This window comes from Oxalobacter paraformigenes (assembly GCF_000158475.2).
Lineage (GTDB): Bacteria > Pseudomonadota > Gammaproteobacteria > Burkholderiales > Burkholderiaceae_D > Oxalobacter > Oxalobacter paraformigenes.
The window spans coordinates 484,204-504,229 of the sequence record NZ_KI392031.1 but is presented as its reverse complement, the minus strand read 5'-3'; the positions used below and the strand labels follow the sequence as shown (position 1 = coordinate 504,229).

Genomic DNA, 20,026 nt, shown 5'->3' with positions numbered 1-20,026 from the left:
CGTTCAGGCCGCCTTTTCACTGCCGTCATCGCGCAAAAACGCGCAGGCTGCCGCCTCGTCCCGCGTGCGGGAAAACGGCGGCAGGCTCTGCCAGATGCGCCGGCCATAGGCCCTGGAAATCAGCCGCGTATCGCAAATCATCAGAACGCCCCGGTCGCGTTCGTCGCGAATCAGCCGCCCTGCCCCTTGCTTTAAGCTCATGATCGCTTCGGGCAACTGGAAATCCATGAACCCGTTGCCGCCTTCCTTTTCCAGCGCCCGGATACGGGCGGCCAGCACCGGGTCGTCCGGCGGCGCGAACGGCAGCTTGTCCACAATGACCAGCGACAGCGCTTTCCCGCGCACATCGACCCCTTCCCAGAAACTCTGGCTACCGACCAGCACGCCATTGCCCGATTTCCGGAAACGCTCCAGCAAATCGGTCTTGCCCGATTCCCCCTGCACAAACAGCGGAAACGGCCATTCCTTTTCCTTGAAAATCTCCCGCAAGCGGGCCGAAATCTGACCTACCGCCCGGAGCGTGGTGCATAAAATGAACGCGCCCCCTCCGGAAGCCTCGATCAGCGGCAAGGCCGCTTCCACCACCGCATCCGAATAATAAGGGGACTGCGGCATGGGCATTTTGTCCGGAACGTAAAGCATGGCGTTTTCGCCATAATTGAAGGGACTGGGCCAGGTCTTCGACTCGGCTTCCAGCAAGCCCATCCGGGAAGCGAAATAGTGGAAATCCTGCCTGATGGCAAGGGTGGCCGAGGTGAAAATCCAGGCCCGTGGCGTGCCTTCGCGCTGTTTGTTGAACACGTCCGCGACCGACAGCGGCGTCAGATGCAGTTGCAGCGACAGGCCGAACGTTTCCACCCAGAGCACATCCTCGGTCTTTTCTTCTCCCTTCGCCAGCGCCAGCCATTTCCGCACGAACGCGCCGGCTTCGGCCGCCCGCGCCCGGCAGACTTCCAGCACTTCCGAACGCTCGGCCTGCGCCGATAACGCCTCACCCAGCCCGTCCAGCGCCGCCAAAAACGTTTCAAGCGCCGCCATGAAGGCGTCGTGTTTTGCGATCTGATGCACGGCCATCCGGTTCATGCCTTCCGGCAGCGTCAGGCGCAAATCCTTCGTCGCCTTGTCCAGTCGGCCCACCAGTCCGACCCAGTCGGCCCCGTCGCGGGCTTGCGCCAGGCCTTCGACCTGCACATCGCGGCACAATTCGTGCATCTGCCCTGTGGCGACGAACTGGCCGAAAAACATCGTCGCCGTATCCGGCAACTGATGCGCCTCGTCGAAAATCACCGTATTGGCCGTCGGCAACAGCTCGGCCACTCCGGTATCCTTCAGCACGACATCGGCAAAAAACAGATGGTGATTGACGACCACGACATCGGCCTGCTGCGCCGCTTTCCGCGCCTTCATCACGAAACAGTCCTGATAATGCGGGCATTCCGTTCCGGGACAATTCTCTTTCGTGGACGTCACCTGATTCCAGATCGACGCCGTCTCCGGCACCGTCGGCAAATCGGACTTGTCGCCCGTATCGGTTCTTTTCGCGAACTTCACGATCTCGCGCAGATAATAGGTATCCGCTTTCGTTTCCATCCGCCCGTATTCCGCCGTTCGCGCCAGATGGAGAGGGCAGACGTAATTGGCCCGTCCCTTCAGGAGTGCGACCGTCACCGGCGACACCAGCGCCTTCCTGACCGTCGGAATATCCCGGAAAAAAAGCTGATCCTGAAGATTGCGCGTTCCCGTCGAAATAATGACCTTGCCGCCCCACATCAGCGCCGGCACCAGATAGGCGAAGGTCTTGCCCGTTCCGGTTCCCGCCTCCGCCACAAAGGTTTCGCAATTGACAATCGTCCGGGCGATCGCCTGCGCCATCTCCAGCTGCATCGGCCGCCCGTTATACCCTTCCACCACTTCCGAAAACGGGCCGTCCGGCCCCATCAGGCGTGCCAGATCCTCCTCATACGCCTTGAGGTCATCCGAATAAACAAGCTGTGAAGAAGACTCGGAATCCAAGAAACACTCCGGAAAAACAAACTGCGGCGCAAAAACCGCCCGGCAAGACGCCAGCCTGCGCAGAAAACCCTTGCCCGAACACGCCCGTTTAGGCACCCAAACGGCCATCGGGAGAAACAGGTGTCATTTTACCCTATTGAGGAAAACGTGCCGAAACCGTCCTGCCGGGGAAAACCGTTTCACCTGCCGGAAAAACCGGTCAGCCTCTTTAGCCCCTTTCCTGACATCGTATCGCTTTGCACCCGATTATAAACCATAAATGGTTTATAATATAGCCATTTGCGGATTGACACTGGCAGCCCTTTTCTCTGCTAAAAACGGACTGCCGCAGAAAGGAAAACACAATGGAAAAAGAAGACAACCGGAACATGGGAAGCAGCCAAAACCCCTTTGGCCAGACACTGGGAGGAAGCGACTTGCCTCCGCCGAAACGGTCGCTCTCGCCAGATGCGCTCAGGCTCTATCACGGCTTCCAGCGCTTTCTGAACCGTCCTTCCCCTTCCAGCCCGACGCTTGCCTCGTATCGGGCCGCCTCCGGCTCTTCCGACACGGTGAATCAAAACCTCTCGCGTGAGCTGACCCGGCAGGCTTCCCCCGGTCTGTCTCCCGTGATTGACAATACTGCTTTTTCCGATAAAACCACGCCTCCTGTTTCAAACAGCGCGACGTCCTCTGCCATAAGGGGAACCGAAACCTTCTCTCCCCAACGCAAGGGGTCTTCTTTCGGGAGGAATAACACGGCTTTCAAACCGGCTTCTGCCGGTTCCGACACTTTCCCGACTACCGATCCCCGCCATACCGACGCCATCCGGTACGGAAGCGATACCACAACAGGCACTTCCTCCCGCCTCCGGTCTCAAGGCGACACACCCGATTATGCCCCGGCTGCCGGCAATGAAGGCTTTCATTTGCCCGCTGAAATCCATCCCGGCCTCGTCTCTCCCGATTCGCCCGGACAGCAGGAACGCACCCGGCAGGAAACCGCCCGCCTTCAGCACAGTCTGGGTAATGAAGGCTTTACCCTGTCTCCGGATATCCCAAGGCAAGCGGCCCGGTTCAGAGCGGCCATGGAAGCCACCGGGCGACAGGCGGGAGCGATGCTTTCGGGACAGGAAAGGGAAACCCGCTTTGCCTACGGCATGCCGGCCGAAGGCGAAAGCACCCAAAGCGCATGGGGAACCTATATGAATGCCAAACGAAAGAGCGACACAGCCACCCATGACGACGAGGCAAGATACCTCAACCGGCTGGCCGGAAGCGGCTATGGCACAGGCATCACCGATCTGTCCCATTCCTTGATCGCGGGTGGATACGATGCGGGCAGCAAAGCCCTGACTTTTGACCAGCTCACCAAAGAGTCGCTCTCCTATTGGCTGAAAACACACCGTTACACCGATCCCGAGAGCCGGATTGCCTATCATGACGACCCCGTCGCTTACCTTTACTACCCTTACAGGCGCTATCTCTACGAAAAGAAACAAGGCGAAAAAGCGGCGAGAAGCGAAGTATACAAAAATGCAAACCTTGAAAAAAATCCCGGCTATCTTCCCGTCAAGGTGGCGGGCACCCTCATGGAAGATCTGGTCACCACCCTAGGCGCCCTCTACATTACCAGTCAGGCGGGACCGGAAAGCGCCACCGCTGTCAGCATGGCGATGGGTGCCATCAGCGACTACAGTAGCGGCTACGACAAGACGGTAGCCGAATGGATGGACAAGCCGCAGAATGAAATTGAACAGAACCGGGTTTACCGGGAGCTGAGAAGACAAGGCATAACAGACACCCGTGCCCGGTTCATCATCGGGCATACGCTGGGGGAGAAACAGGCGCAAATTTGTGCACTGGCAGGTGCGTTAAGGGCTTATGCGGCTTCGTTTTTGGGTAAGATGACACGAACCGGGGAAGAGGGCGGAATGTTGAAGTTTTGGCAGGACACGAGTCTGGACTTTGGAATGGATAAAGGTACCCACTTCATCACGAACAAAGCATCAGATAAGAAATAAAATATTAAACTTAAACTTTATATTGGTTAAAAAGATGCTGAAAAAATTATTCTCCTTACTGATAATAGCCAGCCTTGTTTACGCTTTAGCCGCTTGTGAAAAAGAAAAGACAAACGGGATAATCAGCGAAAAAGAAGGCGTGGAATATTACCAAAAAGGAGAATATGAAAAAGCGCTTCCTTTATTGGGACAAGCGGCTGATTCAGGAAATGCAGCCGCTTTCTATTATCTCGGTTTGATGAAAAGAGAAGGGAACGACACAGCGAAGAGTGAGGAAAAATCGTGCGAGCATTTTCTGAAAGCCGCTGAGGGAAACTATAAAAAAGCCTACCTGAAAGTGGCTGAATGCTTTTTTGCCGGGAAAGAATTCAAACAGGATTTCAGTAGTGCATTCAAATGGGGAAAGAAGGCCGCTGGTGTGGTTGATGAAATCCAAATGGACGATAAAGACAGACTGGCATTGGCTATAATAATGGGAAATTTGTATGCTAGTGGAAAAGGCACTTTGCAGGATTTTTCCGAAGCGGCGAAGTGGCTTCATCAAGCAGCAGAAAAAGACTATGCTCCAGCACAAGGCATGATGGCGTTCTTTTATTACTCAGGTCAAGGCGTCCTGGCCAACAAGGAGAAAGCCAAATACTGGGCCGAAAAAGCGGCTTCACAGGGTGATATGATGGGCGAATTTGCTTTGGGAATGCTCTACCAATACCGCGACAATCCGGATATGAAAGAAGCCATCTCGTGGTACGAAAAATCTGCCATGAAAAACAACGAAGTAGCGCAGTACCAGTTGGGAAGGATTTACGAGAATGGAACTGGCGTCAAAAAAGATTTAACCAAAGCCCACCACTACTACCGGCTGGCTGCAAAAAGCGGAAAAGATTACCCGATCAAGGCATTGTCTGACTTTGAAAGGAAACATAAGCTGGAAAACAATCCATAATTTTCATTTCCAATCCGTTTAAAACCCGTCTGATTGTTCAGACGGGTTTTTTATTGACCGAAGCGGACTGAAACAGCGGCGAGAAGCGAGGCCTACAAAAACGCCGGCGTCACCAATCCCGGCTATCTTCCCGTCAAGGTGGCGGGAACCGCCATGGAAGACCTGGCTACTACGTTGGTAACGCTTTACCTGACCCGTCAGGCCGGGCTGGAAAACGCCACCGCCGTCAGCATGGCGATCAGCGCCGTCAGCGACTACAGCAGCGGGTACGACAGGACGGTGGTCGAATGGATGGACAAGCCGCAGGATGAAATTGGACAAAACCGGGTGTACCGGGAGCTGAGAAGGCAAGGCATCCCCGACCATCAGGCCCGGTTCATCATCGGGCATACGTTAGGAGAAAAGCAGGCGAAAAGGAGTGCCCTGGCCGGGGCCTTGCGGGCTTATGTTGCTTCGAGGGTGGCGGGGATGGTGAGAACGGGAGAGGAAGGGGCAGTTACCAAAGAAGCTCAGGATAAAATCCTCCACATATTTATTGATTCCGGTAGGGATTTTGTCAGGAATCAATACCCACAGCGAAATAACTATGCTCCTTGAACCGGATGCCAGAATGTTCAGTATGGCATATTCACTTAATCCGAAATGCTCAAAAAATATTCTTCTTACTGATAACAAGTTTCCTTTTTTCTTTAATAGCCTGTGAAAAAGAAAAAGAGATTGTCAGTGAAAAAAAGCGTCGAATATTATCGAAAGGGAGAATATGAAAAAGCATTGCCTATATTTCAGCAAGCGGCCGATTTCCGCAATGCGGCCGCTTTCTGTTATCTCGGTTAAAGCAATTGAAAAAAATCCCTCAAAAAAAAACTGCGAAAAACCCTGCAAATACTTTCTGAAAGCGGCTGAAGGCGAATACCGCAAGGCTTGTCTGAAAACGGCAGCTTGTTATGTCATGGAAAAGGAATTAAAGGAAGACCACGAGGAAGCCTTCAAATGGGAGGAAAAAAGCGGCTGATGTTGCCGATAAACTCAACATGAACGATCAGGACAGGCTCACGTTGGCGACATTCATGGCCGGCATGCAGGCAGCCCGGCAGGATTTTTTCCAGGCGGCAAAGTGGAGCCGGCAGGCAGCAGAACCGGGTAATCGCAAAGCGCACGGCATGATGGCTTTCTTTTATTACGCGGGACAGGGACGCGTGCCGCAAGACACGGAAAAAGCCAGGTACCGGGCGGAAAAAGGCGGAAAAAGCGGCCGCGCAGGAAGACGGCATGGGGCAAGGCGTACCGGGAATGGTGTGCCAGTTTCGGGACAGACCGGACATGAAAGAGACCCGTATGTAGCATGAAAAAGCCGCCGCTCCGGGAAATCCGGGCGCACACTATGCGTCTGGCTTCACTTGAAAAGGGAACCGGCGTCAAACAGGCTTCCGCCAAAGCACGCCATTCTTTTCAGATGACGGTCAATAACGGAAACCATCCCCGATCAGCACGCAAACAGATTCTTAAGACTTTTTCTGTGAAAAAGAAAGATCCGTTCTGTTTTCGGTCCGACATAACCCGTGAACAGGCGGACGTATTCTTTTTATCCGGAACGTCAATCCGAAAAAACGGTCCTCCGCTTTCAGCTCGTCTTGCAATTTAAACACCCGGAGCGGCATGGCCTCTTAAAGCACCTGCTTTACGCCCTTCCCCCGAAAACGCAATCCCATAACGACGCTTTTTCCGGAAGAACGGAACGAACACACGCATTCAAAACCATACGGCCAGCGATTTGATCGTCATCGCGGTCGTAATGACCATGCCCAGCACCCAGACCGACAGCGGTATCCAGAAATTCCCCAGATACTGTCCGGTATAGCCCGCCTGTTTTTCCTTGTAGCGGTAGTACAGGTAAAAGCCGATGCCGGCGATCAGGTACCAGAACATGGAAAAATTGTTGGACTGGAGAATGCGGATCATCATGACGATCCGTTCATCGGCCGGCTGCTTTTGCAGATAAAACTGGTAAAGCTGCGCCACCAGCAACAGCAGGCCGTTGATTACAACGACCCACCGGAATTGCAGCTTGTGAAGATAGGGAATAATGAACTTCATGGTTTTTAAAGGCTTGAATGGTTTGGTGCCATTATAGACGGCTGTCGGCAGGAAACGTTCAAAAATCGTTTCCGCCCTGCCCTGAAAGCCAAAAAGGACAAACGGGATCCGCCTTCCCTGTCGGGCAAACCGCCTGAAAAAACGGTTTCGCCTGCCTTGCTGTCCCTTCCGTGCCGCTTTCGCTTTTCTCCGGACGCCTGCCGGACGCAAAAGCCCGGTTTGCCGCCCGGCCCGGTTGCCGTGATTTCATGCCCTGTTTTCCCTGTCCTGCCGGCACGGCACCCGGCTCCGCTTCCGGGTTGACCGGATGGCCTCTCCTGCAAACAGCGCCGGAACGATCCCCTGCCGCCAGGTTCACTCCTGCCGGGAACCGGAATTCTTTTTCCGCGACACAACCATGGCGCAATTCGCTTCCAGCCCCTGCCTGTTCAGATACAGGTTTCCCCACTCGTACAGGGCTTCCAGCACCGGGCGAATACTCTTGCCGAAATCCGTCAGCGAATATTCCACCCGCGGCGGAACCACAGGAAAAACCTGGCGACGGATCAACCCGTCCGCTTCCAGTTCTCTCAGTTGCCGGGTGAGCATCTTTGGCGTGGCGCAAGGCACTTCCTTTTTAAGCTGCGAAAATCGAAGCGTGCCGCCGGCCAGTTTCCAGAGAATCAGCGACTTGTATTTGCCGCCGACAAGACCGATGGCCGCTTCCACGGGACAATGGGTTTCCGCGCGCGAAGCGCAGGAATCGTTTCCGTTTGCCTGATTCATGATAAACGCTGAAAAGAATGCGGGATGAAAAATGACAGTATCTTTTTGGATACTATATACCAAAAAAGTCCGTTCTTGCGAAAAAAATATCTTCAGATACAATGAGCGGTAAGAAAAGATTCAGCCTCTGCCCCTGACAAACGCCGCAAAAAAGAGACAGGCCATGGAAAAAGAACGCTTCGACATCACCGGCATGACCTGCTCGGCCTGCTCCAGCCGGGTGGACAAGGCCGTGACGGCACTCGACGGCGTGAGTGAAGTCAGCGTGAACCTGCTGAAAAACAGCCTGAGCGTTTCTTTCGACCCGGAAAAAACGGATGAAAAGGCCATTATCGCCGCCGTTGAAAAAGCGGGATACGGCGCCATCCCGCGCAAGGGCAACAAAACGGCTCCGGCCAGCGGAAGCGGAGCAACCGGCACGGCCGAAGCCGAAAAAAAGGACGTCGCCCGTCGTCTTGCCGTCTCGATTCTTTTCACGATTCCGCTTTTTTACCTCAGCATGGGCCATATGGCCGGCTTGCCTTTGCCCGGCATGTTCCTCGGTACGGAAAACGCCCTCGCTTTCGCCTTCACGCAGTTTCTGCTGACGATTCCCGTCGGCTTCGTCAACTTCTCCTATTTCCGCACCGGTTTCAAAACGCTCTTTTCCGGCGCGCCGAACATGGATTCGCTGATCGCCATCGGGTCGGGAGCCGCTGTCGTGTCCGGCATTTATGCCATTTACAAAATCGGTTTCGCGCTCGGTCACGGGGATATGGCAACCGCGCATGACTTTGCCATGAACCTGTATTTCGAGTCCGCCGCCACCATCCTGACCCTGATCACACTGGGCCGTTTCTTCGAGGCCCGCGCCAAAGGCAAAACGTCTGACGCCATTTCCCGCCTGATGGAACTGGCCCCCAAAACCGCGACGCGCCTAAAAGACGGCGTCGAACAGCGCATTCCCGCAGAAGACGTGCAAACAGGCGACATACTGGTCGTGAAGGCAGGCGAAGCCGTGCCCGTCGATGGCGTCATCACCGAAGGAAGCGGATGGCTTGACGAATCGGCGCTGACCGGCGAATCCGTGCCGGCCGAAAAACAGGCCGGCGACACGGTATCCGGCGCGACGATCAACCGCTCCGGCCATTTCCTGATGCGCGCCACCCGGGTCGGCGACGACACCACCCTCGCGCAAATCGTGAAACTGGTCGATGAAGCGACTTCCTCGAAAGCCCCGATCGCCCGGCTGGCCGACAGAATCAGCGGAATATTCGTGCCGGCCGTCATCGTCATCGCCGTTGCCGCCACCCTCGTCTGGCTCTTTCTGGGATACGGCGCCGAATTCGCCCTTTCCATCGGCATTTCCGTACTGGTCATTTCCTGCCCCTGCGCGCTGGGACTGGCCACGCCGACCGCCATCATGGTCGGAACGGGACGCGGAGCGGTCAACGGCATCCTTTTCAAATCCGCCGAAGCCATCGAAAACGCGCAGGCCGTCGATACCGTCGTCCTCGACAAGACCGGCACCGTCACGGAAGGCAAACCGGTCGTCACCGACATCCTTGTCGCGGACGATACAGACGACACGACGCTTTTGACCGTAGCCGCGTCGCTTGAAAAACTGTCCGAACACCCGCTGGGCAACGCCATTGTCGACGAAGCGGCACGACGCCGGATACCGCTTTTGAAGGTCACCGGCTTCACCCAGACGCCCGGACAGGGCATCAGTGGAAAAATCGACGGCCACCCCTGCCATGCCGGAAACCGGCGTCTGATTGACGCGTCCGGCATCGCCACCGGCCCCGAATGGGAAAGCCTGGCCGCCTCGCTCGCCGCTGACGGGAAAACCGTCCTGTACTTTATCCGCGATACAGCCCTGCTCGGCATGATCGCCGTTGCCGACACCGTCAAGCCCACAAGCCGGGCCGCCGTCGGCGAACTGGAAGCGATGGGCCTTGACGTCATCATGCTGACCGGCGACAACGCCCAAACGGCCGCCGCCGTCCAGCGCGCTACCGGCATCCGCCGCGCGCTCGCCGAAGTCCTGCCGCAGGACAAGGAAAAGGAAATCCGCTCGCTTGAAGAAAAAGGCCGCCAAGTCGCCATGGTCGGCGACGGCATCAACGACGCTCCGGCGCTGGCCCGGGCCGACGTCGGCATCGCCATCGGCGCGGGAACCGACATCGCCATCGAATCGGCCGACGTCGTTCTGATGAAAAACGACCTGCTGGACGTCGTCACCGCCATCCGGCTCAGCAAGGCTGTCATGCGAACCATCCGCCAGAACCTTTTCTGGGCCTTTATCTACAATATTGTCGGCATTCCCGTGGCCGCGGGCGTCCTCTACAGCATGAACGGCCTGATCCTGAACCCGATGATCGCGGCTGCGGCCATGAGTTTCAGCTCCGTATCCGTGGTGCTGAACGCCCTTCGCCTGCGGTTTTTCCGGCCCGAACGCATCGTCTTGCCGGATGGGCCGGAAACCGGCCCATCCCGCCGGCCGGCCGCCATACCGGAACCTGTCATCCGCACCCTTTTCACCCACACCATTGAAAGGAAACCCGTCATGAAAAAAATTCTCCAGATTCAGGGCATGAATTGCGGCCACTGCTCCGCCTCGGTCGAAAAAGCGCTGAAAGCCGTTCCCGGCGTTACCGGGGTCACCGTCGATCTGGCCGGCAAAACCGCCACCGTCGAAGCCGGTTCCGGCGTCTCGGGCGAGGCCCTGACCGCTGCCGTTACCGACGCCGGCTTTCAGGTGACCGGCATTCAGTAAAAAGAAAGCACAAACGCCATAAACCCGCCGAAAAAAGCGCCGATCGTCATGGACGCGCAAAACGATCATTTTCCCGGCGAAAAACGGCTTCTCTGGAAGGCGAGGAACCCCGGCAAAACCGCGTTTCCGCCATCCGGCTCGTCCGGGAAAAAGCCGTTCCCGTCATTTTCGTTCAGCACATCGTCGATCCCTCACCGGGCATTGCCCGTTTTTTGCCGGGAACAGGGAAAGCCTGAAAATCCGTGACGCCATCATGGAGGCCGCGCCCGGCTTGCCTGTCGTCGTCAGGCAGCGCCGACGCCTTCCGGCAAACGCGCCTGAACAGCACGCTTAAATCGCGGAATGCGGAAGCCGTCCTCGCCTGCGGCATGCAGCCCAAAACGGCGCGGGCCTGACCGCCCGCCCGGAAAAAGCCGGAAAATACCGCGTCAAACTCCCCGGGGACGGCTGTACCGCACAGACCGGAAGGGTTTACCTTCTTGCCCTGTCCGCGTTCGGCGGGCGGGCGCCGGCTTCCGTCAGGCAAACGGCCCCGTCCCGAACCGGCTTCATGAAAGCCTTGTTCCGGTTGGCCCTGCCCGCAGGCAAAAACGCTTTCTGCCTGCGGGCGTTTCCCCGTGCAACGGCCGTTTCCGGAAAAAAGCGGCACGGACTTCCTCTGCCGTTTTTCCCTTTCCATCCGCCCTTTTCAAGTTCCGGACGGATTGATGAGCAGGCTCGCCCCGGTTCTTTCCCGGCCGCCCTGCCGCCTTCCGGCCTGTCTCATAACGGTTTCATGCCTGTACTGCCGGCTTCCCGGGCAAACGCGCTTTTCCCGCAGCGATTTCCGCGTCACGTGAACGGAACGTCCCCGGAAAGCGCCAGGCCTTTTCCCGTCCCGGCAGAAAAGCCCGCAAAATCCGGGAAAACGGTCTGCCATGCGGCTGCGAAGGTTTTTTCCTGCCTTTGCCCGCCATTTTGCGCGCTTAGCAAACCGGCCGAAACAGCCGCTGTTTCATGAAAAAACACCGGCAAAACGATGAAGGAAGAACAGGACATGCGCGCACACCACCAGAGCTTTACACAACCGCGGCAAAGCCGAAACGGAAGGCAAAGGCAACAAGCCGGCCAATACGCGCGGGACTACCGGTACGACCTCCCGAAACGCGCATCGCTTTACGCCCCTATCGCCCATACCGGTTTCGGCCATAAACAGGTATCCGGCATTACCTGAACCACAGGGCGGAACTGGCCGATCCCGAAGCCGCCGGTTATACCCCTGCCATGACCGGCATCCAGATCGGCACAACCCGCCGCTTCTGAAAAACAGGCGAATTGGCCCAACAGAAAAAAAGACCGCAACACCGTCCTTTTTCCTTTCGGCTCCCTTATCTGGCCAGTTGTCCGTCGCCTTCGTTTCCCTGCCGGGAAACCTTTTTTCCATCCCGGCATTCTTTTCGCCTTTTTCCCGCCCGAAAGGGGTCAGCCATTCTGTCAAAACAGGCCACTAAAGTGTCAATGACGTGTCATTGACACTTTAGTGGCGGATTATTGACGCCTTAAAGCGCGTCAATACCATTTCATGGCATTTCTTTTTTCAGCTGTGACGAAATCGCCCGCGAAACCCCGGCGCCTTTTTTCCCCGGCAAAAATCGTTGGCCCCATCCGGCCCGCTCCCGCTTGCGCTCTTTTTCCCGCCAGAAGAGACAATCGGGAGAACAGACTCATTCAACATTCCAAGCGCCTGTTTTTAAAAAGGAAAACCGGCCGAAAAAGAGAAGCCCCGGCAAAACGGGCATGAGAAAGACAAAAAAAAGGAAGACTCTCAGGCAGAGAGTCTTCCTGTAAAAAAGAGAATAGATCTGATATCTCAGTCCGAGCCTTTTTAATGCATATTCCATGCCAATTTGGAATCTTTTCCTGATGCACGACAAAAAAACATGGCTCCCGCTTGATCTGGCACAAAAAATGCAGAGTAGCTTTCCGATCTTTGTTTTTTGCAAAGAGCGGTACTGTTCGACATATTTTTCATTTTGCAATGGAAAACGTGTCATCAGAAAGTTTTTCCTTTTTTGGAAGTTAGATTTAGGAGAGTAGATCTATGGCTACACAAGAAAAGTACCCTAATCGGTGGGTGCAGCTTGCCTTGGGTATTTGCTGTATGGCGACGGTCGCGAACTGCCAGTATGGCTGGACGCTGTTCGTTGCTCCGATTGAAGACAAATACCACTGGGCTCGTACAGCAATTCAGCTGTCGTTCACCATCTTCCTGTTCTTCGAAACATGGCTGGTGCCACTCGAAGGATGGGGTGTTGACAAATTCGGTCCACGTCCGGTCATTATTTTCGGCGCTATTCTGGTTACGATCGGCTGGATTCTGTGTTCCTATGCCTCCAGCCTGGGTATGCTGTATTTCGCACAGATTCTGACAGGGGCTGGCGCCGGTGCCGTTTACGGTACCTGTTCCGGTAACTCGCTGAAATGGTTCCCGGACAAACGCGGTCTGGCCGCCGGTGCGACAGCTGCCGGTTTCGGTGGCGGCGCCGCTATCACCGTTATCCCGGTTGCCAGCATGATCAACAGTTCCGGCTATGAACAGGCGTTCTTCGTCTTCGGTATCGTTCAGGGCGTTATCATCACCGCTTGCGCTCTCTTCATGCCGCGCGCCAAACTGCCGCCGGGAACGAAAGCTGTTCCTCGTGTTATTTCTTCCAAGAAAAACTATACCCCGACCCAGATCGTCAGAGAACCGGTTTTCTGGCTCATCTACATCTGCTTCGTTGGCGTTGCTTCCGGCGGTATCATGGCAACGGCTTCTTTCGGTCCTGTCTCCCGCGACTACGGTCTTGACAAGATTCCGGTGACCTGCCTGGGCGTTACCCTGCCGCTGTTGACCATGGCCATGTCCATCGACAACATCTGTAACGGCGCATCCCGTCCTATCATGGGTTATCTGTCCGACCGTTTCGGCCGTGAAAACCTGATGTTCGTGGTGTTCATGGGTGAAGCTGCCGCCCTGCTGGGTCTGGTGTTCTGGGGTCGCACTCCACTGGGCTTCATGTTCTTCGCCGGCATGACGTTTGCCTGCTGGGGTGAAATCTTCTCGCTGTTCCCGTCCATGTGCGCCGACACGTTCGGCAGTGCGAACGCAGCGGGTAACGCGGGTACGCTGTACACGGCAAAAGGAACGTCTTCCCTTATCGTTCCGCTGGCAGCTGGTCTGTCCAAAGGCGGTAACTGGAACCGTACCTTCATCCTGTCGGCATGCGTTGCAGCTACCTGCTCCTGCCTGGCCATGTTCGTTCTGAAACCGTGGCGCAGACGTTTCATCGAAAACAACAACAAGGAAATCGAAGCACAGGAAGCAGCCGCTGCTGCAGGCAAAGCGTAAGCTGAGCGAATTTCTGTGGTTTCCCGGGAGAACCGGTAACGGTTCTCCCCCCTGATCCGGTGAAACTGGTAAAAACGGCAACATTTTTATGTTGCCGTTTTTTTATGAACGGCCCCTTCCCCCGACACGCCTTGCTCTTTACACTTCCCCTCACGAGAATTCCAATTCATATGATAAAATCCATCTTATGGAATCGAAAACATATTTTCGTGAAGGTCCGGAAGGCTTCCCTTCACGCGCATAGTCTGAGGTTTTGGACATGAGGTTCGTTTTGGCATAAAACGTTCCCAAAAAATCCCCGGCAATATTAGGAATCTTTCAAAAACATGACTGCAATCCATTGCAATCGTGACGGTCTCTACAGTGTTGAAGACGGTCACGACCATGATTTTTTTCATTTTCTGGTCGATTTGACAGACGCTGTCATCGCGGCCACCGATATCCCGTGTCTGGCGGAAAAAACCGCCGATTATCTTCATGAATTTTTCGGTCTGGACTATATCAGCCTTGAGACATACGAACCGGCCTCTTTCAGGCTGAACGTGCAGGCGATCCGGTTCGAACAGGGCAAACGCCGCCTGTACAATTCCTTCAGCAAACCCCTGCACGCTACCCTGTTGGGCGCCGCCTTGCGCAAACAGGAAAAAATCCTCTTCAACCGGAACGCCATTCTCAGTAATGCCGCAAAATATCCGTATGTCGCCAGGCTTGCCGGTGACGGACTGCAGGTTTTGCTCTATCTGCCGCTGGTATCGGCCGGAAACCTGCTGGGAACCCTGGGAGTCGGCAGCTTCAAGCCCTGTCATTTCACGCCGGAAACGATGGCGCTTTTAAACCGGATCAGCGCCCGGCTTGCCGTTGCGCTCGACGTCATGCTTTCGCACAGGAAAAAGACCGCTCCGGCATCCGTCTCACCCAATGAAAGCCCCATCACAGGGGACAATATCGAAGAGACTCCCCCGCCTCACCATCTCATCGGTCACAGTGTCGCCATCCAGTCCATTTTGCAGCAGATCGAAATCGTGGCCTCCAGTAACGCCACCGTCCTGCTCCAGGGCGAGACCGGAACGGGAAAAGGGCTGATCGCACAAACCATTCACAATCTTTCCGACCGGAAAGCGCGCGACATGGTCAAAATGAATTGTACCGCCATCCCTTCCGAACTGATGGAATCCGAACTGTTCGGCCATGAAAAAGGCGCTTTCACCGGCGCCTTAAACAAACGGATCGGGCATTTCGAGCAGGCGGACAAAAGCACCCTGTTTCTGGACGAAATCGGCGACATGCCGCTCGATTTGCAGCCGAAACTGTTAAGCGTTTTGCAGGAACACCAGATCAGGCGTCTGGGCAGCCCCCACACCATTTCTGTCGATGTCCGCTGCATCGCCGCCACCAACTGCGACCTTGTGGCGAAAATCGAGGACAAGACCTTCCGGAGCGACCTGTTTTACCGGCTGAACGTTTTTCCCATCACCGTCCCGCCCCTGCGCGAACGGGCCGAAGACATACCGTCGCTGGCCAGATTCTTCATTCGCAAGTATGCCCGGGAAATGAACCGGCATATCACCGGCATTCCATCCGAAACACTCGCCCTGATGACCCGGCTGCCCTGGCCGGGCAACATCCGCGAACTGGAAAACGTCATGGAACGGGCCGTCATTTTAACGAGCCAGGGCGGCGTATTGAACCTGTCGCCCGAATCGCTGTTGAGTTACACCACACAGAACAGCCCGCTGACGGTTCACGCCTCCAGCCAGCCGGTTGTTCCGGTTCCCGCCATCCCCGAAACGGACAAAGACACGCTTGTCAACGCCCTGCGCGAAACCGGAGGCCAAATCGGCGGCAAAACGGGAGCCGCCGCAAGACTGGGACTGAAACGGACAACCCTGCTCGCACGCCTCAAGCGTTTCGGCATCAATGCCGACGATTTTCGCCAAAAAAGCAGCTGACTCCCGGCACAGGCTTCCCACCCCCGGGAACCGGATCGACCGGTTCCCGGCAAAAGCGTTCGGACACGCGCTTTTTCACCGGCCTGTCGCCTTCCCTGAAAGCGCCCTTTTTCCCTGGCTTGCCCAAACAGGCGATACGCTGTTTCCTGCGGATCGTCTGGCGCCCCGCCCGGTTCCGTAAAACGGCAATCGCGGCATCCCGACAAGCAGGAGGTGTTGGAAACAGGATGAACAAAAAAGGTCAAAAAGGCCTGAAACCCGCCTGCATACCCGGTCTGACGGGTTTGGCAAAACATGTTGAGCCGGACAGTCCGGGTGAAAATCCGGGAAAAAACCGCGGGAAAAAGACGGGAAATCCCGCTTTGAACCGGGAAAAAATCCCTTATCCAATCGCCGGAAAATACCCTTCAAACGATTCACCAAGCCTTTTTATTTCCCCTTCAAGCAGGTACCCGATGCGATCCTGTCCCGGATGCCGGATCGCATCGGCCTCATCATCGGGAACCCAAGCAACGGTCTGGCAGGCCATCCGGGATGGCTGACTTTCATCCGGTACAGGCCTGCCAATTTCAGCGCCCTGCCTTTTTCCGGTCTGATGGGATAAGGCGCGGTTCCCTTGAGGCCACTTTGCCTTTTCGTTTCCGAAAGCAAGGGCAAGCACATTGCCATTCACCGCAGGATGCAGGTTATCCGGCATATCGCCATGTTCATCGCGTATCCTGTTGCCCTTGTTGCCTGCCAGCGCCAGGGCCGACAACGGATGCCAGGGTATCTTCCGGATCGGCCTGTTGGCGACGCCTGCCCCTGTTCCGGTTCAGCACGGTTTCCCCGATGCTTTCCCGAATCGGTTGCGGTTCATCGACGATCTGCCGGATCAGCGACAGGGTGCGATTGGAATCCCCGGCCTGAATGTCAATGATGATTTGCATATACTGACTTCATGGCAGTTGAAGTTGCCTGTCAATTTGTCTGGCATCCGGGCTTCCAACTGCTAGAAACGGGATCGGCAAATGCTCCCGTTTTTTTATTTTCGGTACAACAACCGTCCGATTCGCTGGTTGTTAAAATATTTCAAACGTTTTTCCAATTTTTCAGGTTCTGCCATAAACGCTGTTGCGCCTGACCATCCTGATTTTCCCCATTCAAAAACCGAAACAGCGTATTCATTTTTGCCCTCTATCTCGAATGCACGGAGATAAGGTCTGCGCAAGCGCCAGTCGCCATCCTTGCTCCGGTCCTTCTCCCAATGCCACCATACTTCATCCGGTTCAACCAGTGTGGCGGCCAAGAAATTGATATAAGGCCGTCTCCGCTTTCCGGCGTTTCCTGTTGTCTGTGTTTTTCCCGCTGGCGAGTTGCCGCGCCTCCATTTTTCCGGCAAAACGGTCTTTGGGAGCCGTCCCTGCCTTTTCCCCATCCGCGCGGCGATTGTCCCGCTCTCGCGTACCGGCACGGAAAACGACGCTTCCCGGAAAACATCCTTAACGCCCTTTTCGCACGCTGACGAAAAGCGTCTTCTCACGAACCCGGCACTTTCCCTTATACTGACGGTATTGCCACCGGAAAACAGGCCGGACACAGGGAGATTTTATGAGCCGCATCGTTCGCGTAATGGAAAACAGGGAACTGGAAAAGGGATTCGACGCCCGCAGCGCCATGGCCGAGGCATCGCGCTGCCTGCTCTGCCACGACGCGCCCTGCAGCAACGCCTGTCCGGCAGGCACCGATCCCGCCCGCTTCATCCGTTCGCTGCGTTTTGACAATATCCGGGGAGCCGCCGAAACCATCCGGGAAAACAACCCGTTTGGCGCAAGCTGCTCTCGTATCTGCCCGGCCAATGAACTGTGCGAGGGCGCGTGCCTGCGTTCCCGGCTGGACAGGCCGGTCGAAATCGCCAGACTCCAGCGCTTCATCACCGATGAGGAACGGCGGCACAACCTGCACTTCCTGAAACCGGGCACGCCCAACGGCAAACGCATCGCCTGCATCGGCGCCGGTCCGGCCTCCCTTTCCTGCGCCGCCAGACTGGCGCAGGAAGGCTGTCGGGTCACGGTTTTCGAGAAAACGGACAAACCCGGCGGCATGCTTTCGCTAGCCATCCCGCCGTTCAGGCTCCCGCAGGAAATCGTCGATTTCGACCTGTCCCGCATTGAGGAACTCGGCATTGAATTCGTCTGCGACATTGCCCTTTCCGCAGACGACATCAGTAATCTGCTCGCGCAATACGACGCCGTTTTTGTCGGCACGGGCCTTTGGAAACCCAAAACGCTCGACCTTCCCGGCAAGGAACTGGACGGCGTTTTTCACGCACTCGACTGGCTGAAAACGGCCCGCACGGAAAAACCGTCCGAACAGGGAAACCGCCTCGTCATCATCGGCGACGGCGACGTCGCCATGGACTGCGCGACCACAGCCGTCTCGCTGCTCGCTTCCCATGTCAAGCTTGTCTTCTGCCGGCCGATCGCCTTCGCCTCCGCCAACATCGCCGAAACCCTTTTGGCCGTCAACATGGGCGTTCCCGTCATCACCGAGTTCTTTCCGCAGGAAATCCGCGGCGAAAACGGCAAGGTGACGCACATCGCCTTTACCGGCGCGGACGGCGTCTCCTCCATGACGCTGGCCGCCGACAAGATCATCCTGGCCGTCGGACAGGAACAGGACGACACAATCGCCGCCCTGCCCGACCATCCGCGCCTGTTTGCGGGAGGCGACCGCGTCAACGGCGGAAGCACAGTCGTTGCCGCCATCGCTTCCGGCAAAAGAACGGCGCAAGCCATCCTCGACACGATTTCCGGGTGAACGGCATGCCAGTCCCTACCCTGAAGACCACCTTTTCCGGAGACACGCCATGGCCTTGAAAAAAGACCTTTCCATCGACTTTCTGGGCATTCGTTGCGAAAACCCGTTTTTCCTGTCCTCTTCCCCCGTTTCCAGTGATTACGTCATGGTCGCCAAAGCCTTCGAGACCGGCTGGGGCGGCGTCGTCTATAAAACCGCCGGCATTTTCCTGCCGGATGAATGTTCGCCCCGCTTCGACATCACAGGCCAGCCCGGCGGCCCCTGGACCGGCTTTAAAAACATGGAAATGATTTCGGACAAGCCGCTCGACGTCAATCTGGAAAACATGCGCCGCCTGAAACGCGAGTTTCCCGACAAGGTCATGATCGCGTCCATCATGGGCAGCGACGACGACGAATGGCGAACCCTGGCGCAAAAAGTCACCGACACCGGCGCGGACATCATCGAATGCAATTTCTCCTGCCCGCAAATGACGTCCTCCGCGATGGGTTCCGACGTCGGCCAGAGCCCCGAACTCGTCGCCCGCTACACCGAAGCCGTCTGCCGGGCCACGCACCTCCCGGTTCTGGCGAAAATGACGCCCAACATCGGCCACATGGAACTCCCGGCGATCGCCGCCGTCAACGCCGGCGCGAAAGGCATCGCCGCCATCAACACCATCAAGGCGATCACCCGCATCGATACCGAATGCCTGAGTCCCATGCCGGTTGTCAACGGCAAATCGTCGATATCCGGCTATTCCGGGCCTGCCATCAAACCCATTGCCCTGCGTTTCATCGCCCAGATGAAACAGCATCCCGAACTGCGGCATATCCCCGTTTCCGGCATCGGCGGCATCGTCACCTGGAAAGACGCGCTTGAATTCCTGCTCGTGGGTTCCTCAACCGTCCAGGTCACGAGTGCCGTCATGGAATACGGCTACCGCATCGTGGAAGACCTGGCCAGCGGCCTTTCGCACTTTATGGATGAAAACGGCATAGAGCGGCTTTCCGGCCTCGTCGGAAAGGCGCTGCCCAATATCGTTCCCGCCGACGACATCGACCGCGACTTCCGGATCATTCCCGAAATCGACGCCAGCCGGTGCATCGGCTGCGGCCGCTGTTACGTGTCCTGCTTCGACGGCGGCCATCAGGCTATCGACTGGGACGACTACACCCGCACGCCGTCCATCAACGAACAGTGCGTCGGCTGCCACCTCTGCCTGAACGTCTGCCCGGTTGCCAGCTGCATTCTTCCGGGCTCCATCGAATTCAAGCCGGGGCGGCAACCCCATCCGGTTATCGTCAAACGGCATTACACTTAAAATCATTACAATGACATTCATCTTCACAC

Annotated in this window: 17 protein-coding genes; 10 read left to right on the top strand and 7 right to left on the bottom strand. The window is 56.3% G+C overall.

The features are described 5' to 3' along the window. Nucleotides 1-3 precede the first annotated feature (3 nt). Nucleotides 4-2,013, bottom strand: coding sequence for a DNA repair helicase YoaA (locus OFAG_RS05845; RefSeq protein ID WP_005877307.1), 2,010 nt, complete (start codon nucleotides 2,011-2,013; stop codon nucleotides 4-6). A 344-nt stretch (nucleotides 2,014-2,357) separates the two neighbouring features. Here OFAG_RS05845 and OFAG_RS14290 point away from each other — a divergent pair, with 344 nt between their 5' ends. The 4 genes from OFAG_RS14290 to OFAG_RS05820 all read left to right on the top strand — a co-directional run bounded on the left by OFAG_RS14290 (nucleotide 2,358) and on the right by OFAG_RS05820 (nucleotide 6,305). Then, nucleotides 2,358-4,016: a hypothetical protein gene (locus OFAG_RS14290; protein ID WP_005877309.1), complete on the top strand. Its 1,659-nt coding sequence runs from the start codon at nucleotides 2,358-2,360 to the stop codon at nucleotides 4,014-4,016. Nucleotides 4,017-4,050: 34 nt separating this feature from the next. Next, on the top strand, nucleotides 4,051-4,959 hold the full coding sequence (locus OFAG_RS12770; protein WP_005877311.1) for a tetratricopeptide repeat protein: 909 nt from the start codon (nucleotides 4,051-4,053) through the stop codon (nucleotides 4,957-4,959). Nucleotides 4,960-5,112: 153 nt separating this feature from the next. Next, nucleotides 5,113-5,556, top strand: coding sequence for a hypothetical protein (locus OFAG_RS05830; protein WP_020994931.1), 444 nt, complete (start codon nucleotides 5,113-5,115; stop codon nucleotides 5,554-5,556). 434 nt (nucleotides 5,557-5,990) lie between these two features. Continuing rightward, nucleotides 5,991-6,305, top strand: coding sequence for an SEL1-like repeat protein (locus OFAG_RS05820; protein WP_005877317.1), 315 nt, complete (start codon nucleotides 5,991-5,993; stop codon nucleotides 6,303-6,305). A gap of 403 nt (nucleotides 6,306-6,708) precedes the next feature. Here the strand turns inward: OFAG_RS05820 and OFAG_RS05810 are convergent, their stop codons facing one another. After that, on the bottom strand, nucleotides 6,709-7,053 hold the full coding sequence (locus OFAG_RS05810; protein ID WP_040719703.1) for a hypothetical protein: 345 nt from the start codon (nucleotides 7,051-7,053) through the stop codon (nucleotides 6,709-6,711). A gap of 354 nt (nucleotides 7,054-7,407) precedes the next feature. Continuing rightward, nucleotides 7,408-7,818, bottom strand: a complete 411-nt coding sequence (locus OFAG_RS05800) for a winged helix-turn-helix transcriptional regulator (protein ID WP_005877325.1) — start codon at nucleotides 7,816-7,818, stop codon at nucleotides 7,408-7,410. Between the two features lie 163 nt (nucleotides 7,819-7,981). Here OFAG_RS05800 and OFAG_RS05795 point away from each other — a divergent pair, with 163 nt between their 5' ends. Then, nucleotides 7,982-10,576: a heavy metal translocating P-type ATPase gene (locus OFAG_RS05795; protein ID WP_005877327.1), complete on the top strand. Its 2,595-nt coding sequence runs from the start codon at nucleotides 7,982-7,984 to the stop codon at nucleotides 10,574-10,576. A 1,018-nt stretch (nucleotides 10,577-11,594) separates the two neighbouring features. Further along, on the top strand, nucleotides 11,595-11,789 hold the full coding sequence (locus tag OFAG_RS13735) for a hypothetical protein (RefSeq protein ID WP_147617694.1): 195 nt from the start codon (nucleotides 11,595-11,597) through the stop codon (nucleotides 11,787-11,789). A 335-nt stretch (nucleotides 11,790-12,124) separates the two neighbouring features. On the opposite strand, the gene OFAG_RS13730 is transcribed toward OFAG_RS13735, so the two are convergent. Further along, nucleotides 12,125-12,283, bottom strand: coding sequence for a hypothetical protein (locus OFAG_RS13730; protein ID WP_020994928.1), 159 nt, complete (start codon nucleotides 12,281-12,283; stop codon nucleotides 12,125-12,127). A gap of 373 nt (nucleotides 12,284-12,656) precedes the next feature. Here OFAG_RS13730 and oxlT point away from each other — a divergent pair, with 373 nt between their 5' ends. Both oxlT and OFAG_RS05770 read left to right on the top strand, forming a co-directional pair. Beyond that, on the top strand, nucleotides 12,657-13,946 hold the full coding sequence (oxlT, locus tag OFAG_RS05775; protein ID WP_005877331.1) for an oxalate/formate MFS antiporter: 1,290 nt from the start codon (nucleotides 12,657-12,659) through the stop codon (nucleotides 13,944-13,946). 326 nt (nucleotides 13,947-14,272) lie between these two features. Next, on the top strand, nucleotides 14,273-15,895 hold the full coding sequence (locus tag OFAG_RS05770) for a sigma 54-interacting transcriptional regulator (protein ID WP_005877334.1): 1,623 nt from the start codon (nucleotides 14,273-14,275) through the stop codon (nucleotides 15,893-15,895). A 382-nt stretch (nucleotides 15,896-16,277) separates the two neighbouring features. Here OFAG_RS05770 and OFAG_RS05760 read toward each other — a convergent pair whose 3' ends face one another. The 3 genes from OFAG_RS05760 to OFAG_RS05750 form a co-directional block, all read right to left on the bottom strand. After that, the gene (locus OFAG_RS05760) at nucleotides 16,278-16,652 is read right to left on the bottom strand and encodes a hypothetical protein (protein ID WP_155979183.1); all 375 of its coding nucleotides are present in this window, start codon (nucleotides 16,650-16,652) and stop codon (nucleotides 16,278-16,280) included. Beyond that, nucleotides 16,603-16,824, bottom strand: coding sequence for a hypothetical protein (locus tag OFAG_RS05755; protein WP_005877336.1), 222 nt, complete (start codon nucleotides 16,822-16,824; stop codon nucleotides 16,603-16,605). Before OFAG_RS05755 ends, OFAG_RS05760 begins: the two co-directional genes overlap by 50 nt. 95 nt (nucleotides 16,825-16,919) lie before the next feature. After that, the gene (locus tag OFAG_RS05750; protein WP_147617695.1) at nucleotides 16,920-17,417 is read right to left on the bottom strand and encodes a PBECR2 nuclease fold domain-containing protein; all 498 of its coding nucleotides are present in this window, start codon (nucleotides 17,415-17,417) and stop codon (nucleotides 16,920-16,922) included. A gap of 68 nt (nucleotides 17,418-17,485) precedes the next feature. On the opposite strand from OFAG_RS05750, the gene OFAG_RS05745 reads away from it, so the two are divergent. After that, nucleotides 17,486-18,694: an FAD-dependent oxidoreductase gene (locus OFAG_RS05745; protein ID WP_005877339.1), complete on the top strand. Its 1,209-nt coding sequence runs from the start codon at nucleotides 17,486-17,488 to the stop codon at nucleotides 18,692-18,694. Nucleotides 18,695-18,743: 49 nt separating this feature from the next. Further along, nucleotides 18,744-19,997 (top strand): NAD-dependent dihydropyrimidine dehydrogenase subunit PreA, encoded by a 1,254-nt coding sequence (preA, locus tag OFAG_RS05740; RefSeq protein WP_020994924.1) that lies wholly within the window; start codon nucleotides 18,744-18,746, stop codon nucleotides 19,995-19,997. Nucleotides 19,998-20,026: the final 29 nt, after the last annotated feature.

What these genes read in the sequence shown, in the direction of transcription:
- OFAG_RS05830 (WP_020994931.1), top strand. Translation starts at nt 5,113, where the DNA reads ATGGAAGACCTGGCTACTACGTTGGTAACGCTTTACCTGACCCGTCAG.
- OFAG_RS14290 (WP_005877309.1), top strand. Translation starts at nt 2,358, where the DNA reads ATGGAAAAAGAAGACAACCGGAACATGGGAAGCAGCCAAAACCCCTTT.
- oxlT (WP_005877331.1), top strand. Translation starts at nt 12,657, where the DNA reads ATGGCTACACAAGAAAAGTACCCTAATCGGTGGGTGCAGCTTGCCTTG.
- OFAG_RS05810 (WP_040719703.1), bottom strand. Translation starts at nt 7,053, where the DNA reads ATGAAGTTCATTATTCCCTATCTTCACAAGCTGCAATTCCGGTGGGTC.
- OFAG_RS13735 (WP_147617694.1), top strand. Translation starts at nt 11,595, where the DNA reads ATGAAGGAAGAACAGGACATGCGCGCACACCACCAGAGCTTTACACAA.
- OFAG_RS05820 (WP_005877317.1), top strand. Translation starts at nt 5,991, where the DNA reads ATGAACGATCAGGACAGGCTCACGTTGGCGACATTCATGGCCGGCATG.
- OFAG_RS05745 (WP_005877339.1), top strand. Translation starts at nt 17,486, where the DNA reads ATGAGCCGCATCGTTCGCGTAATGGAAAACAGGGAACTGGAAAAGGGA.
- OFAG_RS13730 (WP_020994928.1), bottom strand. Translation starts at nt 12,283, where the DNA reads ATGAGTCTGTTCTCCCGATTGTCTCTTCTGGCGGGAAAAAGAGCGCAA.
- OFAG_RS12770 (WP_005877311.1), top strand. Translation starts at nt 4,051, where the DNA reads ATGCTGAAAAAATTATTCTCCTTACTGATAATAGCCAGCCTTGTTTAC.
- OFAG_RS05800 (WP_005877325.1), bottom strand. Translation starts at nt 7,818, where the DNA reads ATGAATCAGGCAAACGGAAACGATTCCTGCGCTTCGCGCGCGGAAACC.
- OFAG_RS05795 (WP_005877327.1), top strand. Translation starts at nt 7,982, where the DNA reads ATGGAAAAAGAACGCTTCGACATCACCGGCATGACCTGCTCGGCCTGC.
- OFAG_RS05755 (WP_005877336.1), bottom strand. Translation starts at nt 16,824, where the DNA reads ATGCAAATCATCATTGACATTCAGGCCGGGGATTCCAATCGCACCCTG.
- OFAG_RS05770 (WP_005877334.1), top strand. Translation starts at nt 14,273, where the DNA reads ATGACTGCAATCCATTGCAATCGTGACGGTCTCTACAGTGTTGAAGAC.
- preA (WP_020994924.1), top strand. Translation starts at nt 18,744, where the DNA reads ATGGCCTTGAAAAAAGACCTTTCCATCGACTTTCTGGGCATTCGTTGC.